The sequence below is a fragment of the Candidatus Aminicenantes bacterium genome (assembly GCA_011049425.1).
GTDB lineage: Bacteria > Acidobacteriota > Aminicenantia > UBA2199 > UBA2199 > UBA876.
In genome coordinates this window covers 1-15958 of sequence record DSBM01000158.1, presented here as the reverse complement: position 1 = coordinate 15958, position 15958 = coordinate 1, and the positions used below count along the sequence as shown (strand labels likewise).

Sequence of the window (15958 nt, the reverse complement as noted above, 5' to 3'; positions counted from 1 at the left end):
TTTCGTGTCTTACTGTGAAAATTTTTTGAAAGAAGGGAAACATGGAATGATTGAAACGCAGGCAGAGGCAAAGAGAGAAATTCAGCTCATGGCAGGGGAGTCACTTTGATGCGGCCGGCCAGGGATATGGAAATTTTGCGTTGATAGGGGCCCACGCTGACAAAGGCGGAGCACAGGGGGACCACGTGTCCTTCAGGATAAAAAACGGGATCCGCGTTCAAGCGAAACTCTACAACCGCGGGGATTGTGATTTGTTCCAGCAGGTGCCAGTTTCCGTTTTTGCGTACCTCTAATTCCAGGTTGCCCGCTTTGTTTTGAGAAAGCCTTACCCTGCGATTGTGCTTGATGGCGCGATAACGCGCAGCTTGCATGGCCGCGGTTACGCAACGGACCCCGTTTGCGGCATCCGCGCGGCGGTGATAGGCACGCATGCCCAGTACACCAGAGCAGAGAATGATTCCAAGTACAATGACTGTGACCAGCAATTCCACTACCGTGATCCCTGATCGCAATCGCGAATAATCCTGGAAATCTTCAATCGATGTCATCTCGGCGCACTTCCTCGATTCGCAGCAGTTTTATATTGTGAATCAGGCGCAAATTGCGAACGCTTAGTTCTTCCAATACTTCTTGTCGTCCTTGGACGAAGGCCAATTCGATTTCTCCAGAATTGTCGAGACCTCCCGCACAGATGCTGCCGTTGATGCGGACCGAACCTTTCCCGTTTTTCACTTCATGCGCAGTGATCAGAGACGCATCCAGAACGGAGTGATCGCCGGCGGACAAACGGATATCCTGATCACCCGCGTTTACCACACCGTTTTTTCCGCAGACTATGGAAATGCCCGGCGAAGGGATCCTGCGAACTCCCAACCCTTCTTTTTCCAGGGATGATGTGACCGTCACCTGCCCGCTGACCAGCAGCGTGATGCGGCTGTCCGCATGGAAAGCCCGGAGTTCTTTCCCCGGTTCGTGCCGGGTGGCCACAGAGAGACAATTGCCGTTGATCACAATGCATTCTGAAAATACGCATGTGGAAATCGGGTCCGAGATCCAGCAATCCAGGATTGCTCCCTCGGGCTCGTACTCCATGGTGTAGGTGTCGGAGCCCTGGCTCATCTGAACCCTTTGATAACCGCCGTGACTGGAAAATGCGAGTTCATCCAGATCGCCTTGAACCAGAACAGCGTGAACGTGTTCACTGTCCTGCACCAGGTAGACCCCGGGCGGAGGCGGGGCTTCCGTGACCTCCATGCCAAGCCTGCGGCGGATTTCCGACCAGGTCAGTTGCAGGTTTCCGAGGTCCAGGGCTCGCTGAATGAGTCGCTTCAGTTCCAGGTCAAAGCCGCCGGCTTTGACCTTTGGAACCACCGTGTTCGGCAAGCGGACGCCCTGGGACGCAAGAAATTCGCGGGATGAGATCCCGGCAGGTACTTCCGCTTTCAGTAGCAGGGGGATGTGTTGAGTGGGAACAGCCCCTTCCAGGAAAGTTGAGGAAACCTCCCCTTCCATGCAGTAAGGCCCTTTTGACTGAGTGGCCAGGATCCGCACATGGGCCTGGGTGCGTTCCATGTTTCCAAGCGTTGATTTTTCTTGTGAGAAGATGTGTTGTAAATGCACGGGACCGGTTACGCGGTCAGGGAACGTTTGTAGGGAAAACAACTCAATTGCCGGTTCATCAAGGGCATCCAGATCAACACGGTTAAGGGTGTGAAAAATCTGATGGCTTTCAAGGCATAGCTGGTCCTGCAACTCAGCCAGCGCCGCCACCCGTGTTCTGCGGATCTTCATGATGTGGTGGTGCCCGATGGTATGGGTCAGCAGGGTCATGCACAATGCCCCACAGAGCAGGACAAACAACAGGGCGGCCAGGATGTTGCCGCGGCGGCCTGCAATCAAGTTATCCTTTTTCACGGTACCACCGTGTTGTTTAAAAAGATATAGCCCCTGACCTGTTCCCTATGGTTGATTTCCAAGCGATAAAGAACAGAGCGTGATTCGGGATAATAGGTGGAGGCAAAGTCGGTGACATTCTCGATCAGGGGCTGGAAGTATCCGCTGTCCAGGCGGCGTTTCAGCTGATGCGTACGGGGATAATGGCGCAATTGTATCTCCTTGAGAATCACCACCGGGCTGTTTTCCGGGTAGTTGTCGGCCAGGGGCTTTTTCATTTTCAGTTGGTTCCCCGCGACACTATCGATTTTATTGAATTCAAATACACCCTGGGATATTGAATAGATCAGCACCGCTTTGCGTTTGCGGGCGAAATCGTCTGCGCTGATTTCGATATGGCTGTCGCCTTTAACCGCTGGTTTTGTCAGTTCAGAGCTGGATATTCCGTATCTGAGGGCGAATCCGTTTTCCTGCGTCTGAAAGGACTCAATGGCAAATTCGGCAGCCGCTTCCTGCATGCGCATGCCGCAACGCGACAAGTCCGACTTGATGGTATCAACCGTATGAAACAAGGCTTCCAGGTTTTGCTGTTGCGACACCACCCGGCTCGACAGGGCCGAAGAGTGTGCAATGTTGACGATCACAACCGAGAGGATGCCGATTCCGATGGCGGAGGCCACCAGCAATTCCATTAACGTGAATCCCTGGTTCATCACTATTCTCCGAGTGTGGATTGAACCAGCTCGTTCCAACCGGAACCGTGAATGTAGATTGATTTGTGAAACAATCGTCGCGTGGAAACGGCCCCCCGGTCGACGGCCATCCCGACCTGCTTGAGTGCAGGTGACAGTTGCTTGACCTTCCAATGCAACGCCCATTGATCCACTTTTTTGTAATGGACTCCCGGCGACAACCATGCATGGCTGAATCCCGCAGACAGCAGGCGATTGCGCCATGAAACCACCATTTGGTCGTGTTGCAGCCGCAAAGTACCTGCCTGTCCGCTGCGGACGGTCTGCTCCAGCGCCCGCCCCAGGGCGGCCGCGGCGATGGTGACAATCGCCAGGGCAACCAGGGTTTCAATTAAAAGAAAGCCTTTTTCAGATTTTACCCATTTCATCTGAACCTCCATGTGGGGCTACACAATTTGCTTGCCAACTGGTCATGAAAACGGAAAACACGTGCAGATGCTGATCTTTGCGTTCTGCGAGAAAGGGGATGTTAAGGATTATGTACTGGAGTGGATTTATGTGTTCACTTTGCCGAACATGGTTGTCCCGGGCCCGGCTGCGTGTTGTTTGAGGAAAACGTGTATTCACAAAGGTTGCCGGGGGGTCCCTAGGACTGTTCACATGGTTGGCATGGATCTTGATTGCACAAGAGCAGGAGGTGAATCATGAGAACTGAAAAGAAACAGATTCTCGCGATGGTTTTGGTTGTCGCCATGGTCATGCTATCCGGGGCGTCTTTTCTTGAGGCTTCGGCAGAAGCAAAGACCAAGGTCAACATCAACACGGCGGGGTTGAAAGAGCTTCAAACCCTGCCGCGAATTGGAGAGAAAGTGGCACAGCGGATCATCGATTTCCGCAAAAAAAACGGACCTTTTAAACGCGTCGAGGATCTGCTCAAGGTGAAAGGCATCGGGGAGAAGACATTCCTGCGATTCAAAGACCGTGTCACTATCTAACAAGGGGGTCGTCTGTGAATGCACTCGTGACTGAAGAATTAAAGGATTTGAACCTGCTCCTGTTGTTCCTGTCCGGCTGGGAAGAAGATTCCCGGCGCAGGCCGGGGGAAAAGGTGTTTCGCTCCTGGAAGGGCTACCGGTTCGATGCGCTGAACGCCCTGGAAGAGGGGGAGATGATCGAGCAGTTTCACAATCTCAAGTCCGTCCTGATCACTCCAAAGGGAATTGAACGGGCGCGGGAGTTAAAGGAGAGGTTTTTGTAGTTGGTCCACCATCGCTGTGGCTTCGGCGGATGAAGAGTCGCAGGGGCACGATGCAGCGTGCCCCTGCGATCATTATTTTTCTGAAGTTTGCCTTTCATTCGAAGCGTGGATACGCGTTTTCCCTGTTTTACGGGATTTTCCCGAATTAACCGCGTAATCCGCGACAAAACATAAGAATCGATAAAATTTTACGCATAAAGATTGACAATCGATAAAAATATACGTATATAAGTGGTGTTGCGTCCATGCAGCATGCTTATTTGCCACATGGGCGCGAGGAGCCGCGATCATGGAAGTCAAGGGTACATTAATCGCCACGATCCCCCAGTTTGTCAAAAAGAGATTCGGTGAGGAGGGGTTGCAGATGTGGTTGGACACCCTTTCCTCAGATGCCCGACTGCTCTTTGAGTTCAAGGTCAAGGAAAACGACTGGTACGACCTCAGGACCTATATGCTGGAACCCGTGGCCTTTATCGCCCAGTTGTTTTTCCAGTGGAACCTGGAGAAAGCCGGCTGGGAGATGGGCCGCTTTGCCCTGGATCACGGTTTCAAGGGGCTTTACCGCATGCTCCTCAAGGTGGGGAAACCTGAGTTCTTCGTGGGCAAGGGGCCCCAATTCGCTTCCGGCTATTACCGGCCCGCAAAAATCGAAGTCCCCTTCAACGAGCGCGGCAAGGCCACGGTGCGCATCACCGAGTTCCCCGACATCGACAAGACCATCGAGTACCGCATCGGCGGCTGGATGCAGCGCGGCCTGGAGATGAACGGCTGCACGGACGTGAACGTGGAGATCGTGCGCTCACTCATGAAGGGCGACCCCTATACGGAATACCGCATCACTTACAAAGCCTGACCTGGTCTCTCCAATCTTTCCACCAATCTTTCCGCCTTGCCATCCCCCTTGCCGGGGTGTACAATCTGCGGGTGATGACGGCAAAGGTAGCGCTTGTCCATGACTGGCTCAACGGTATGCGTGGGGGCGAAAAGGTCCTGGAGGGCATGCTGGACATCTTTCCCTCGGCGGATATCTTTACCCTGTTTTACACTCCGGACAAGGTGTCGGAAAAGATCCGGTCCCGCAATGTTACGGCTTCCTATCTGAACCGTTTCCTCCCGGCGCGCCGCTGGTATCGCCAATGCCTTCCCCTTCTGCCCCGCGCCGTGGAGTCATTTGACCTGTCCGCCTACGACCTGGTGGTCAGTACCTCCCACTGCGTTGCCAAGGGCGCCATCCCCCCACCGCAGGCGCCGCATGTCAGTTACGTGTTTACCCCCATGCGCTATATCTGGGACCAGTATCCCCACTATTTCGGTTGCAGCCGGGGCGTGAAGAAATGGCTGATCCGCCGCGCCGCCACGCGTCTGCGTACCTGGGACGCGGCCTCCGCGGCCAGGGTGGACCATTTCGTGGCCGATTCGGAATTCGTTGCGCAGCGCATCCGCAAATACTACCGCCGGAACGCCACAGTCATCCATCCGCCGGTGGATACGGACTTCTTTTCACCCGGGTCCGGCGAAAAGGGAGGGTATTTCCTGGCTGTCACCGCGCTTGTGCCGTACAAGCGGGTGGACCTGCTGGTGGATGTGTTCAACCGCACCGGGGACTCCCTGGTGATCGTGGGCGGCGGACCGGAGAAGCGCGCGCTGCAAGGGCGCGCGCGCAAGAATATCCGTTTTGAACAAAGCCTGTCCCCGCAAGCGTTGCGTGAACGCTATCGTCGCGCCCGCGCTTTTGTCCACGCCGGATTGGAAGATTTCGGCATCGCTTTTGTCGAGTCGCTGGCCTGCGGTACCCCGGTACTGGCGTCGTCCCGGGGCGGGGTGGCCGACATCGTCACTCACGGCCGGACCGGTCTGCTGGTTGCGGACCCGGATGCGGATGCTTTTACCGCGGGCGTGGAGGAGATGCGCACCCGTACGTTCGATCCGGACGCATTGCGCCAAGACAGCCTGCGCTTCTCACCACAACATTTCCGGGAAAAGTTCTCCAGCCTGGTGGCTTCACTGCCATGATCAAGAAAAGTCGCCGCAAACTGGTGCAGTTTTATTTCTTTTCCGATGTGTTAACCATTGCCGCGGGCTTTTTCTTGACGTTCTGGCTGCGGTTTCATTCCGGCCTTCTGGGCGCGCCGAAAGGCATTCCCGCTTTTCAAAAATACCTCCTGGTCCTGGCTTTCTGCATGTTTTTCCAGGTGGTTTACTTCGCTTCGCGGGGATTTTACCGCATCCGCCTGCGGCAGAATCGTCTGGACGACCTCTTCGCCACCCTGGCCAACACCCTGGTGTGCGCGGTTGTGACCCTGCTGGTGTTCAGCTACCTGAACAGTTACGATTTTACTGGTTTTGAGATATCCCACGTGTTTCTGGCATTGTACGTCCCGGTGATCACGGCCGCGATTTTTCTGGGACGGTTGGCGATCTTCCGCTTTTTCCGCAATGTGTTCATGCGCCGCAACGGGGTCTCCCGAATCCTTATCGCCGGGGATTGCGAACTGGGGCGCCTGATGGCCGAAAAGCTGGGCAATTACACCCATTTCGGTATCGAGGTGGTGGGATTCCTGGGTGACGGCGAGGGTTCGGACATTTTGGGCGGCTATGACCGCCTGGAGAAAGTGGTGAAAAACCACCAGGTGACCGATCTGTTCATCGCCCTGCCCCTGAGTCGCATTCAGACCATCGAGTCACTGATCCGGCGTGCCAACAACCTTTTGCTGGATATCCGCTTGATTCCCGATATCCTGCAGATCGCCTCCCTGAAAGCAGGCATGGAGCACATCGAGGGCATTCCCACCATCAACCTGGGAGACATCCCCCTCCAGGGGTGGCGATTGTTTGTGAAGCGCGGATTTGACCTGGCGGCCTCTTTCTGCGGCCTGGTATTGTTGTCGCCGCTCTTTTTGATCATCGCCTTATGGGTGAAGCTTGATTCCCGTGGGCCGGTGTTTTACGCCCAGACCCGGGTGGGTCTGGACGGCCGTAATTTCCGCATGTTCAAATTCCGCACCATGGTTCAGGACGCGGAAAAATCCACCGGTGCCGTCTGGTCGCCACCGGACGATGATCGCATTACACGGGCGGGGCGGGTCATGCGCCGTTATTCTCTGGATGAATGGCCCCAACTCCTCAACGTGCTCAAGGGGGACATGAGCCTGGTCGGGCCTCGTCCCGAGCGTCCCGAGTTCGTCATGGAATTCCGCGACAATATTCCCCGCTACATGCTGCGCCACCGGGTGCGGACCGGTATGACGGGGTGGGCGCAGGTTCATGGCCTGCGGGGAAACACTCCCCTGGACCAACGGATTGAGTTCGATATCTACTACATTCAGAATTACACTTTCCGCCTGGACCTGGAAATCCTGTGGCGCACCGTATTGAAGTTCAAGTTCATTGACGCCGCCAATCGGTGACATTTTTTCCCGCCTGTTGGATGCCTATGGTCCCCGGGGCTGGTGGCCCTTAAGCGGGTTGCGTCGTCTTGATCCGCGCAGCGGCGGTTATCATCCCGGTGATTTCCGCCTGCCCGCTTCGGCGAAGCAGCGCTTTGAAATCGGTGTCGGCGCCATCCTGACCCAGAACACCACCTGGAAACAGGTGGAAGGTTGCCTGGATGTGCTTGAAAGCGCCGGCCTGCTGGTATCTGATGCACTGTTGCAGGCGCCCGTGGAGGTCATCGAATCTGCGATCCGTCCCAGCGGTTATTTCCGCGTGAAGGCGCGTAAGCTCTGCGGGTTCAGCCGCTTTTTCCAGCAATGGGATCCGGAGCCGCCACCGCGACCGCAACTCCTTTCCGTCTGGGGGATTGGTGAAGAGACCGCTGATTCCATACTGCTTTATGCATATGGGCGACCGTTTTTCGTAGTGGATGCCTATACCCGGCGTCTGATGGCGCGCTTGACCGGGGAGGCGGCTCCCGGCTACGCCGGATTGCGGAAAAAAATAACAGCACCGTTTTTGCGCCTGGAAACCGCCCGGCGTGTGCAGGTATTCAATGAGTTCCACGCGCTGCTGGTCCACCTGGCCAAAACACATTGCCGCAGCCGGCCACTCTGCCGGGGATGCCCGCTTGAAACCGTCTGCATGAGCGCCGAAAGATAAGCGGGACGAGACACAATCGCTTTTGAATGAGCCCCGGGAGTGTGATATAATCCGTCCGACGGGAACAGAGGCTGTTTACCATGACCAATTTCAGAAATATCAATCGCAATATCAATCAGAAAGGACCACGTGGATTTCTCTTCTGGGTGGCTGCTTTTATCATGATCATCCTGTTGTGGAACCTGCTCTCGGATGTCTCATCCGGCGGCGTGGAAAAGTTGAGTTTCTCCCAGTTTATGGCCAAAGTGGAAAATGGCGAAGTCATTAACGCATACATTTCGGGAAATACCGTTTCAGGCAAGCTTGCAGACGCCGCGGGAACCGGCAATGTGCTGCGTTACGAGGCCGCGGTTCCCGTAAACTATCCCGACCTCATTGACAGTCTGCGCAAGCATGGCGTCAATATTGAAATCGAGGAACTGAACAAGAACGAGTGGCTTTCCATCCTGTTGTCTTCCGCTCCGCTGTTGATTTTGATCTTTTTCTGGGTGGCCCTGATGCGCCAGCAGAGCGGCGGCAAAGCGTTTACTTTCGGCAAGAGCAAGGCGCGCCTGTTCTCCGGAGAAAAAAACAAGGTTACGTTCAAAGACGTGGCCGGAGTCGAGGAAGCCAAGGATGAGCTCCAGGAGATCATTGAATTCCTGCGCGAACCCAAGCGTTTCCAGCGCCTGGGCGGAAAAATTCCCAAGGGCGTTTTGCTCATCGGTCCGCCGGGAACCGGCAAAACCCTGCTTGCCCGGGCCATTGCCGGTGAAGCCAATGTGCCGTTCTTTTCAATCTCCGGGTCCGATTTCGTGGAGCTATTCGTGGGTGTGGGCGCATCACGGGTGCGCGACCTCTTCGAGGAGGGCAAGAAGCACGCTCCCTGCCTGATCTTTATCGATGAAATCGATGCGGTCGGGCGCCAACGGGGCGCGGGACTGGGCGGTGGACACGATGAGCGGGAACAGACCCTTAACCAGTTGCTGGTGGAAATGGACGGCTTTGACGCCAATGAGGGAGTCATCATTATCGCCGCCACCAACCGTCCGGATATCCTTGATTCCGCACTGTTGCGCCCCGGGCGCTTCGATCGCCGCGTGGTGGTGTCCACTCCCGATGTGGGCGGACGGGAAGCCATCCTCAAGGTCCATGTGCGCAACATTCCCCTGGCGCGCAACGTCAGTTTGAAAGTGCTGGCGCGGTCCACCCCGGGATTTACCGGCGCCGATATCGCCAACCTGGTCAACGAGGCGGCGCTGCGGGCCAGCCGCCTGGACAAGAAAAAAGTCGAGATGAAAGACTTTGAATACGCCAAGGACAAGGTGCTCATGGGCTCCGAGCGCAAGAGCATGATCATCTCGGACAAAGAAAAGCGCATCACCGCCTACCATGAGGCCGGCCATGCCCTGATCGCCGCCCTGGAGAAAGAGGCCGACCCCCTGCACAAGGTCTCCATTATCCCCCGCGGCATGGCACTGGGGGTGACCCAGCAGCTTCCCCTCAACGACAAGTACACCTATTCAAAGGAGTATCTACAGGCACAATTGTCCGTTTTGCTGGCCGGGCGCGTCTCAGAAGAGATATTTCTGAACCAGATCACCACCGGAGCGGGAAACGACTTTGAGCGGGCCACCTCCATTGCGCGCAAGATGGTATGCGAGTGGGGCATGTCTCCCATGGGTCCCCTGGCTTTCGGCCAGAAAGACGAAATGGTGTTTCTCGGTCGCGACATGATGGTGCACAACGAATACTCAGAGGAGACGGCCCGCCAGATCGATCGGGAGATCAAGAAGATCATCGATGAGGCTTATGGCAATGCCCGTTCGATCATGGAAAAGCACCGCCGGGAACTGGAAACCATCGCCGGTTTGCTGTTGGAAAAAGAATCACTTTCCTCCGCGGAGATCCAATTGGTTCTTGCGGGAAAAGCGGATGAGGTGAAAGGCACAACCGGCAGTAAAAAGACCGCCGCCAAAACCAGTACAGCCAAAACCAGGCGCACATGATCGCTGAATTCATCATCAACGCTTTTTCCCGCTTCTCATTTGCGGATATACTGGACATCTTTTTTCTTTTCCTCTTGTTCTACTACCTCTTGCTCTTGATCAAAGGCACCAAGTCCTACCAGATGGCTGTAGGGCTGGTTCTGATTGGTTTGATTTCCGTAATTGCCGGGCTGCTGAAACTGACGGCTTTTTCATCTATTCTAAACAACTTCCTGACCTACCTGATTTTTGCCATAATCGTATTGTTTCAGGATGAGTTGCGCAAGATCCTGACGGAAATCGGCAGCAAACTTCGCACCCAGTATGATAAAGCCGACCGTGCCGAAATGGTGGATGAGATTGTGAACGCCGCCGCCGCCCTATCGCTTTCCAAAGTCGGAGCCATCATGGCCCTTGAGCGGGAAATCAACGTCAAAACGTACGTGAACAAGCCCGTAAAGATCGACGCCCTGGTGAGCAAGGACTTGTTGTTGACAATCTTTACCCCCAATTCTCCTTTGCATGACGGCGCCGTGATTATCAGCAAGGGGCGGATTGAACTGGCGCGATGTTTTTTCCCCTTGCCGCCGCTGTTGGAGCTGAGTCCCTCGGGCACCCGGCACCTGGCCGCCATCGGCATTACCCAACAAACGGACTGTCTGGCCGTGGTGGTATCAGAAGAAACGGGCAAGATTTCACTGGCCGTAGACGGTGAATTGATCCGCGGCCTGGACCGGGAAGGTTTGAAAAAACGCCTGCATCATCACACTTTGTGATCCAATGAATATACGTCGCATTCTCTTTAAAAATTTCGGACTCAGGATGGCCGCTCTGGCCATTGCGGTCGTGGTCTGGATACTGATCACCGGCAAACAGCGCACATACGAAGAAAAAGCGTTTGAAGTCGCGGTGGAATACTTTAACGTATCCAGAAACATCGATGTGCGTACCGTGCGGCCGGACCAGGTACGGATCAAGGTCAGGGGGACCACCAAGGAGATCCGCATGGTATCTGCGGACGACTTTCGCCTGCGAGTGGACCTGGCCGGGGTCAAGCACAGCAAGCGCATGAACCTGTTTACCGAGGATTTTTTGAAATTCCCTCCAGAACTTGAAATTATCTCGATCCACCCCAAGATGTTCGAAGTCGAGGTAGAGGAGTTCATGCGCAAGGAAGTCCCGGTGCGGGTGCGCTACCGGGGTCGCATGCGTCCCGGGGTGGTTTTGCTGAGCCGCACGCTGAATCCAGAAAAAGTGACCGTGTTCGGGTATCGTACCCAGATCCAGGACGTTACCATGGTGAATGCGGAAAAGGATGTCCAGTTGGACACCATTGAGCGCACCCAGACGTTGCGCATTCCCCTGCAGAAAACCGAGGATATCCTGCGATTTGAAGATACCGATACCGTGGAAGTGACCATCGAGGTGGAGAACCGCAATGCCGGTTCCCAATGACTCTCTTTTTGGCACGGACGGGATCCGCGGTCGCTGGGGAGTCGCCCCCCTTGATGCTGCTTCCATAGAATGCCTGGGTTCCGCCTTGGACATGGTGATGGGCCCCTGTCGCTTGTTGGTGGGTGAAGATCCGCGGGAGTCGTCATCGCGAATCCGCGATCACTTGCTGCGGGGTATGAGCCCACGTCAGCAAGTGGCAACTTGCGGCGTGATTCCTACTCCCGGTTTGTCTTGGGGGTTGCGAACCGGAGAGTGGGACTGGGGGATTATGATTACCGCTTCGCACAATCCCTGGATGGACAACGGCATCAAGCTCTTTGCCGGGGACGGCACCAAAGCGGACGACCGCACGCAAGAGCTGGTTACGGCCGCATTCCGACGGGCTGAGCCTAAAGCCGGCAGCGGCGCCCGGCAGTATCGGTGTCAGGTTGCGCATGAGTACGCCACTGAACTGCGCAAGTGGGGTGCGGATCTGAACGGGAACGGCATTTCCCTGGTTGTGGATGCAGCCAATGGCGCCGCGGCAAAAATCGCGCCTTCGTTGTTTTCAGACCTGGGATATCTCGTGGACATGCGCGGCGCGAATCCGGATGGGCGCAACATCAACGAAAATTGCGGCGCCACCCACGTTGAAACAATCCAATCTGCGGTGCGGGAAACCGGCGCGGACCTGGGCGTCACCCTGGATGGTGACGGCGACCGCGTCTTGTTCGTGGATTGCAGAGGAGGGTTGATCACCGGGGACCATGTCCTTTTCGCCCTGGCCGGTGGCATGCGAAAAGACCGCTCCCGCTGTCTTGAGGGTGTGGTGGGTACGGTAATGTCCAACCTGGGCCTGGAGCTGGAGTTGACCCGCCGCAAAATTGCATTCCTGCGCGCGCCGGTAGGCGACCGCCACGTGGCACGGGTCATGCGCGAAGCGGGATTCATCCTGGGCGGTGAGCCATCCGGACACACCATCTATTCGCCCCTGCAACCCACCGGCGATGGTTTGCTGACAACACTGCTGTTTCTGGGTGAGTTGGGAAATGAGCCCGCGGCAGCGGCCACCCGCCTGTGCCGCGAAATGACATGGTTTGCCCAGGAGACCCGTTCCATTCACGTAGAAAAGAAACGTGACCTGGATACCTGGCCTGAATTAAAGCAATTCAAGGTTCAAACCCTTAATCGTTATGGTGACCGTGTGCGCCTGCTCACCCGATACTCCGGCACCGAGCCCAAGCTGCGCCTGATGGCGGAAGCGGAGACAGAGGATCTGGTGCGCTCCATACTGGATGAATTGGAAGCGTTGGTGGGCAATGACCACAACCGGGATGCATGAAGTTGGTTGTTGTGTCGTCCGGCTTGAACACATGATTGAGACGGGGTACACTATGCAGTTGTACTCCTGCAAGGAGAGCAAAGGATGAAACTGGCGGTTAAGATCGATCAAGTGGCCACTCTTCGCCAAGCCAGGGAAGCCAGGGAGCCGGATCCCGTATACGCCGCCGTGCTGGCGGAGTTATCCGGCGCCGATGCCATCGTGGTGCACCTGCGCCAGGATCGTCGTCACATTCAGGAACGGGACTTGAAATTGTTGCGCACCATTGTCAAAACCAGCCTGATCATGGAAATGGTGCCGACCATGGACATGGCCAAGATCGCCCTGCGCACCAAACCGGATACATGTGTGCTGGTACCTGAAAGCGCGGAAGAGGTCACCAGCCGGGGTGGACTGGACGTGCAGATGTTTTCCGAAAAGATCGAAGAGGTTGCGGGAAACCTCAAAGCGGCCGGGATAGCTGTTTCGGTGTTGGTGGATGCGGATATGGAACAGGTCAAGGCGGTTCACCGCCTGGGAATCCGCGAGGTTCAAATCAACACCAAACCCTATGCCGAGAACTGGAACAACAGTTATGCGGTGATTGAATTGGAAAAATTGCGCAAAGCCGCGGCTTATGCCAAGAAACTCAACATGCGCATCCAGGCGGGACGCGGACTGGATTTTCAGAACGTTTCAGCCGTTGTTTCAGTTGGTGAGATTGACGGCCTCAGTATGGGACATTCGCTGATCGCCAATTCAGTATTCATGGGATTGGGCGAGTCGATCAAACGCATGAAGCTGCTGATCAGTCGCAAGCACTGAGCGCTTTCTCACAATTACCTCCGGATGCGCCGGAGCTTGAGAATCAAGGGAAAAACAGGAGAGAACCATGGTTGATATCGCTTTTCTGGGCGGCGGGCCCGCCGGATATGAAGGGGCCATAACGGCAGCGCGCCAGGGTTTGAAGGCCCTGGTGGTTGAAAAGCACAAGTTGGGGGGCACTTGTTTGCAGTGGGGATGCATCCCCACCAAGACCCTGATACACGCCGCCCGCATGCTTCAAATGGCCGCCGGCGGGCGTCGCTATGGCCTGCAGGGCGGAGAGGGTGTATCGCTTGACCCCGAAGCGTTGGACAAGCAGAAAGATCGAGTGGTATCCAAATTGACCCGTGGAATCGAGTTCCTGTTAAAAGAAAACGCAGTGGAATGGGAGAACGGCAGCGGTCGGGTTGTTGCGGGCGACACCATCCGCATGCAGGACGGACGTGAGATCAAGGCCCGGCACATCGTTATCGCGACCGGTTCACGCATGGCGGAGCTGCCCCACATAAAGATTGACGAAGAGCGTATCATCGGCTCGCGCCAAGCCCTGAATGTTTCCCCGCTGCCCGGGCGCCTCCTGGTGATCGGTGCCGGCGCCATCGGCATAGAGAATGCCTTTATCTATCGTTGGCTGGGTTCTGAAGTCACCGTGGTGGAACTCATGGATCAGATTGTTCCCGGCAGTGACATGGAGGTGGCCGCCATTTTAGCCGCCGAGATGAAAAAGCAGAAGATCCGTATCCATACGGCCACGCGCACCGGCTCGGTGCGTGTAGAGAATAAAGTGGTCAAGGCGGAATTTGAAAGTGCAGACAAACAGTGGGACGGGGAGTTCGACAAGGTGCTGCTGGCCGTGGGACGACGCCCCGTGACCATGGATGTTTTTGATCCCGCCCTGCCCATTCAACTGGACAAACAGGGTTTTATCCAGGTAGATGAGAATCTCAAGACCGGCCTGGAAGGTGTATACGCCTGCGGCGATGTAATTGGCCAACCCCTGTTGGCGCATAAGGCCTCTCATCAGGCCATGGCCATCGTCAACCATATCCTGCACGGCCGGCCCGTACACCATCATGCCGTACCCGCCGCTGTGTTTACGAATCCGGAGATGGCCTCTGTCGGCTTGACGGAAAAGGAGGCGCGGGAACGGTATGGAGACGAGTTGAAAGTCGGCCGCTTTCCATATGCCGCCGGTTCGCGTGCCAATGCCGTGGATGAGAAAGCCGGCCTGGTCAAGGTCCTGGCCGCACCGGACAATACGGTTCTGGGGGCACACATTGTGGGCGCTGAAGCCGCGGAACTGATTCCGCCCCTGACCCTGGCGGTAGAGAAAGGCATGAAAGCGGATGATCTGCTGAACCTGACCTTTGTTCATCCCACCCTGGGAGAAAATGTCTGGGAGGCCCTGGCCGCAATCTGTGGCCGGGCCGTGCATATCTGAAGCGCTTTGGGGAATTACAGATGAGGCGTGAATCCGTTAATTGTGCGGCCATGGATGTGGAACACTTCCTGGTTGATTATGGCCCTAACCGCATTGAGGAACGCGTTTCACTCAGCCGCCGCCGGCTTGGTGTCGGGAAGCGGATATGGCCGGATCACGAGGCAAATGCGGGGTGTTTCATCTCAGGACAGGTCTGCGGGAAATTGAATGGCATAAGGATTGCTTTCATGCCACAGGAGGAGTCATGCAACCCAAGGCAATGTGGATCGTCGCGCTGGTTTTATTAACAGCGTTTGCTTTGCACGCGGAGGATCATAATTTCAACGCGCGTACGCGGGTGTACGTGTATTCCATGGGCGGTAACTTTCACCTCACGGCTGCCGGTTCGGGACTGTGGCATGAAGTGGCGGCGGCGGATGACGGATTGTCCTTAACCGGGGGAATCGGGTTCAGTTTAATCAATGTTCATAATCGCTTTTTTCTAAACCTGGAAGCGGATTACACATCTTCCATGGTCCGATATCGGGGCTCGCGCGGCCGGGACATAAAGGCCCTGGCATTCATGATCCAGGGAGAATACCGTCTTGGGCAAGTTTCCCCGGTAAGTGTGTACGTCGGTATCGGGGTGGGTGTGATTGAAAAGGACAAGGCCCTGGTCCCGGGAATCTACGATGACTGGTTGCGGGTTGATCCCGTTACGGAAGCCACCTTTGCCGGCGAATTGGGTATCAAGGTCTCTGTTGTACGGCGCCTCATGTTCCGCGCCGCCCTGCGGTTTTACTCTGTGTCCACTGGATACGATGATATCGATTACTGGGGCGGCTACTGGAATCACTACCTGGATGTCTGGGTGGATGACTACGGCAGTGAACTATACGCCACCTCAATCATGGCCGGTCTGGAGTTGCATTTTTAGGTTCTCTTCCATTTTGTGTGGGTTTGGGGGTTATGCATATTTGAAAAAATGATAAGGCTGCATGAGAGTACCCTTTCGGGCACAAATACCCAGAGGGCACAGGTCACCGCTCACCA

The 15958-nt window shown here is 55.8% G+C and carries 17 protein-coding genes; 13 read left to right on the top strand and 4 right to left on the bottom strand.

Annotated features, from left to right (window positions below; translation table 11 throughout):
• Positions 1 to 86: 86 nt before the first annotated feature.
• From ENN40_11305 to ENN40_11290, 4 genes are read right to left on the bottom strand one after another with little or no spacing between them, the layout of a single operon-like run.
• Entirely contained in the window at positions 87 to 548 is a 462-nt protein-coding gene (locus tag ENN40_11305) for a hypothetical protein (protein HDP95929.1), read from the bottom strand.
• Positions 535 to 1914, bottom strand: coding sequence for a hypothetical protein (locus ENN40_11300; protein HDP95928.1), 1380 nt, complete (start codon positions 1912 to 1914; stop codon positions 535 to 537). The genes ENN40_11305 and ENN40_11300 overlap by 14 nt, the downstream gene beginning before the upstream one ends.
• The gene (locus tag ENN40_11295; GenBank protein ID HDP95927.1) at positions 1911 to 2849 is read right to left on the bottom strand and encodes a hypothetical protein; all 939 of its coding nucleotides are present in this window, start codon (positions 2847 to 2849) and stop codon (positions 1911 to 1913) included. The genes ENN40_11300 and ENN40_11295 overlap by 4 nt, the downstream gene beginning before the upstream one ends.
• Complete coding sequence (locus ENN40_11290; protein HDP95926.1) at positions 2609 to 3025, bottom strand: hypothetical protein; 417 nt, start codon at positions 3023 to 3025, stop codon at positions 2609 to 2611. The genes ENN40_11295 and ENN40_11290 overlap by 241 nt, the downstream gene beginning before the upstream one ends.
• 264 nt (positions 3026 to 3289) lie before the next feature.
• Between ENN40_11290 and ENN40_11285 the strand changes: the two genes are divergently transcribed.
• The 13 genes from ENN40_11285 (at position 3290) to ENN40_11225 (ending at position 15842) form a co-directional block, all read left to right on the top strand.
• On the top strand, positions 3290 to 3580 hold the full coding sequence (locus tag ENN40_11285) for a helix-hairpin-helix domain-containing protein (protein HDP95925.1): 291 nt from the start codon (positions 3290 to 3292) through the stop codon (positions 3578 to 3580).
• Positions 3581 to 3606: 26 nt separating this feature from the next.
• Positions 3607 to 3843: a transposase gene (locus ENN40_11280; protein HDP95924.1), complete on the top strand. Its 237-nt coding sequence runs from the start codon at positions 3607 to 3609 to the stop codon at positions 3841 to 3843.
• A 289-nt stretch (positions 3844 to 4132) separates the two neighbouring features.
• Positions 4133 to 4696 carry a hypothetical protein gene (locus ENN40_11275; GenBank protein HDP95923.1) on the top strand — a complete coding sequence of 188 codons (564 nt, stop codon included), beginning with the start codon at positions 4133 to 4135 and terminating at the stop codon, positions 4694 to 4696.
• A 74-nt stretch (positions 4697 to 4770) separates the two neighbouring features.
• Positions 4771 to 5856 (top strand): glycosyltransferase family 4 protein, encoded by a 1086-nt coding sequence (locus tag ENN40_11270; protein ID HDP95922.1) that lies wholly within the window; start codon positions 4771 to 4773, stop codon positions 5854 to 5856.
• On the top strand, positions 5853 to 7250 hold the full coding sequence (locus ENN40_11265) for an undecaprenyl-phosphate glucose phosphotransferase (protein ID HDP95921.1): 1398 nt from the start codon (positions 5853 to 5855) through the stop codon (positions 7248 to 7250). The genes ENN40_11270 and ENN40_11265 overlap by 4 nt, the downstream gene beginning before the upstream one ends.
• Positions 7231 to 7938, top strand: coding sequence for a hypothetical protein (locus ENN40_11260; GenBank protein HDP95920.1), 708 nt, complete (start codon positions 7231 to 7233; stop codon positions 7936 to 7938). Before ENN40_11265 ends, ENN40_11260 begins: the two co-directional genes overlap by 20 nt.
• Before the next feature lie 80 nt (positions 7939 to 8018).
• Positions 8019 to 9926: an ATP-dependent metallopeptidase FtsH/Yme1/Tma family protein gene (locus tag ENN40_11255; protein ID HDP95919.1), complete on the top strand. Its 1908-nt coding sequence runs from the start codon at positions 8019 to 8021 to the stop codon at positions 9924 to 9926.
• On the top strand, positions 9923 to 10681 hold the full coding sequence (locus tag ENN40_11250; GenBank protein HDP95918.1) for a TIGR00159 family protein: 759 nt from the start codon (positions 9923 to 9925) through the stop codon (positions 10679 to 10681). Before ENN40_11255 ends, ENN40_11250 begins: the two co-directional genes overlap by 4 nt.
• Positions 10682 to 10685: 4 nt before the next feature.
• On the top strand, positions 10686 to 11360 hold the full coding sequence (locus ENN40_11245) for a hypothetical protein (GenBank protein ID HDP95917.1): 675 nt from the start codon (positions 10686 to 10688) through the stop codon (positions 11358 to 11360).
• Positions 11344 to 12681 carry a phosphoglucosamine mutase gene (glmM, locus tag ENN40_11240; GenBank protein HDP95916.1) on the top strand — a complete coding sequence of 446 codons (1338 nt, stop codon included), beginning with the start codon at positions 11344 to 11346 and terminating at the stop codon, positions 12679 to 12681. Before ENN40_11245 ends, glmM begins: the two co-directional genes overlap by 17 nt.
• An 84-nt stretch (positions 12682 to 12765) precedes the next feature.
• The gene (locus ENN40_11235) at positions 12766 to 13485 is read left to right on the top strand and encodes a pyridoxine 5'-phosphate synthase (GenBank protein ID HDP95915.1); all 720 of its coding nucleotides are present in this window, start codon (positions 12766 to 12768) and stop codon (positions 13483 to 13485) included.
• Between the two features lie 67 nt (positions 13486 to 13552).
• Entirely contained in the window at positions 13553 to 14926 is a 1374-nt protein-coding gene (gene lpdA, locus ENN40_11230; protein ID HDP95914.1) for a dihydrolipoyl dehydrogenase, read from the top strand.
• Positions 14927 to 15170: 244 nt separating this feature from the next.
• A complete protein-coding gene (locus ENN40_11225) occupies positions 15171 to 15842 on the top strand; it encodes a hypothetical protein (GenBank protein ID HDP95913.1) in 672 nt (223 codons plus the stop codon).
• Positions 15843 to 15958 lie beyond the last annotated feature (116 nt).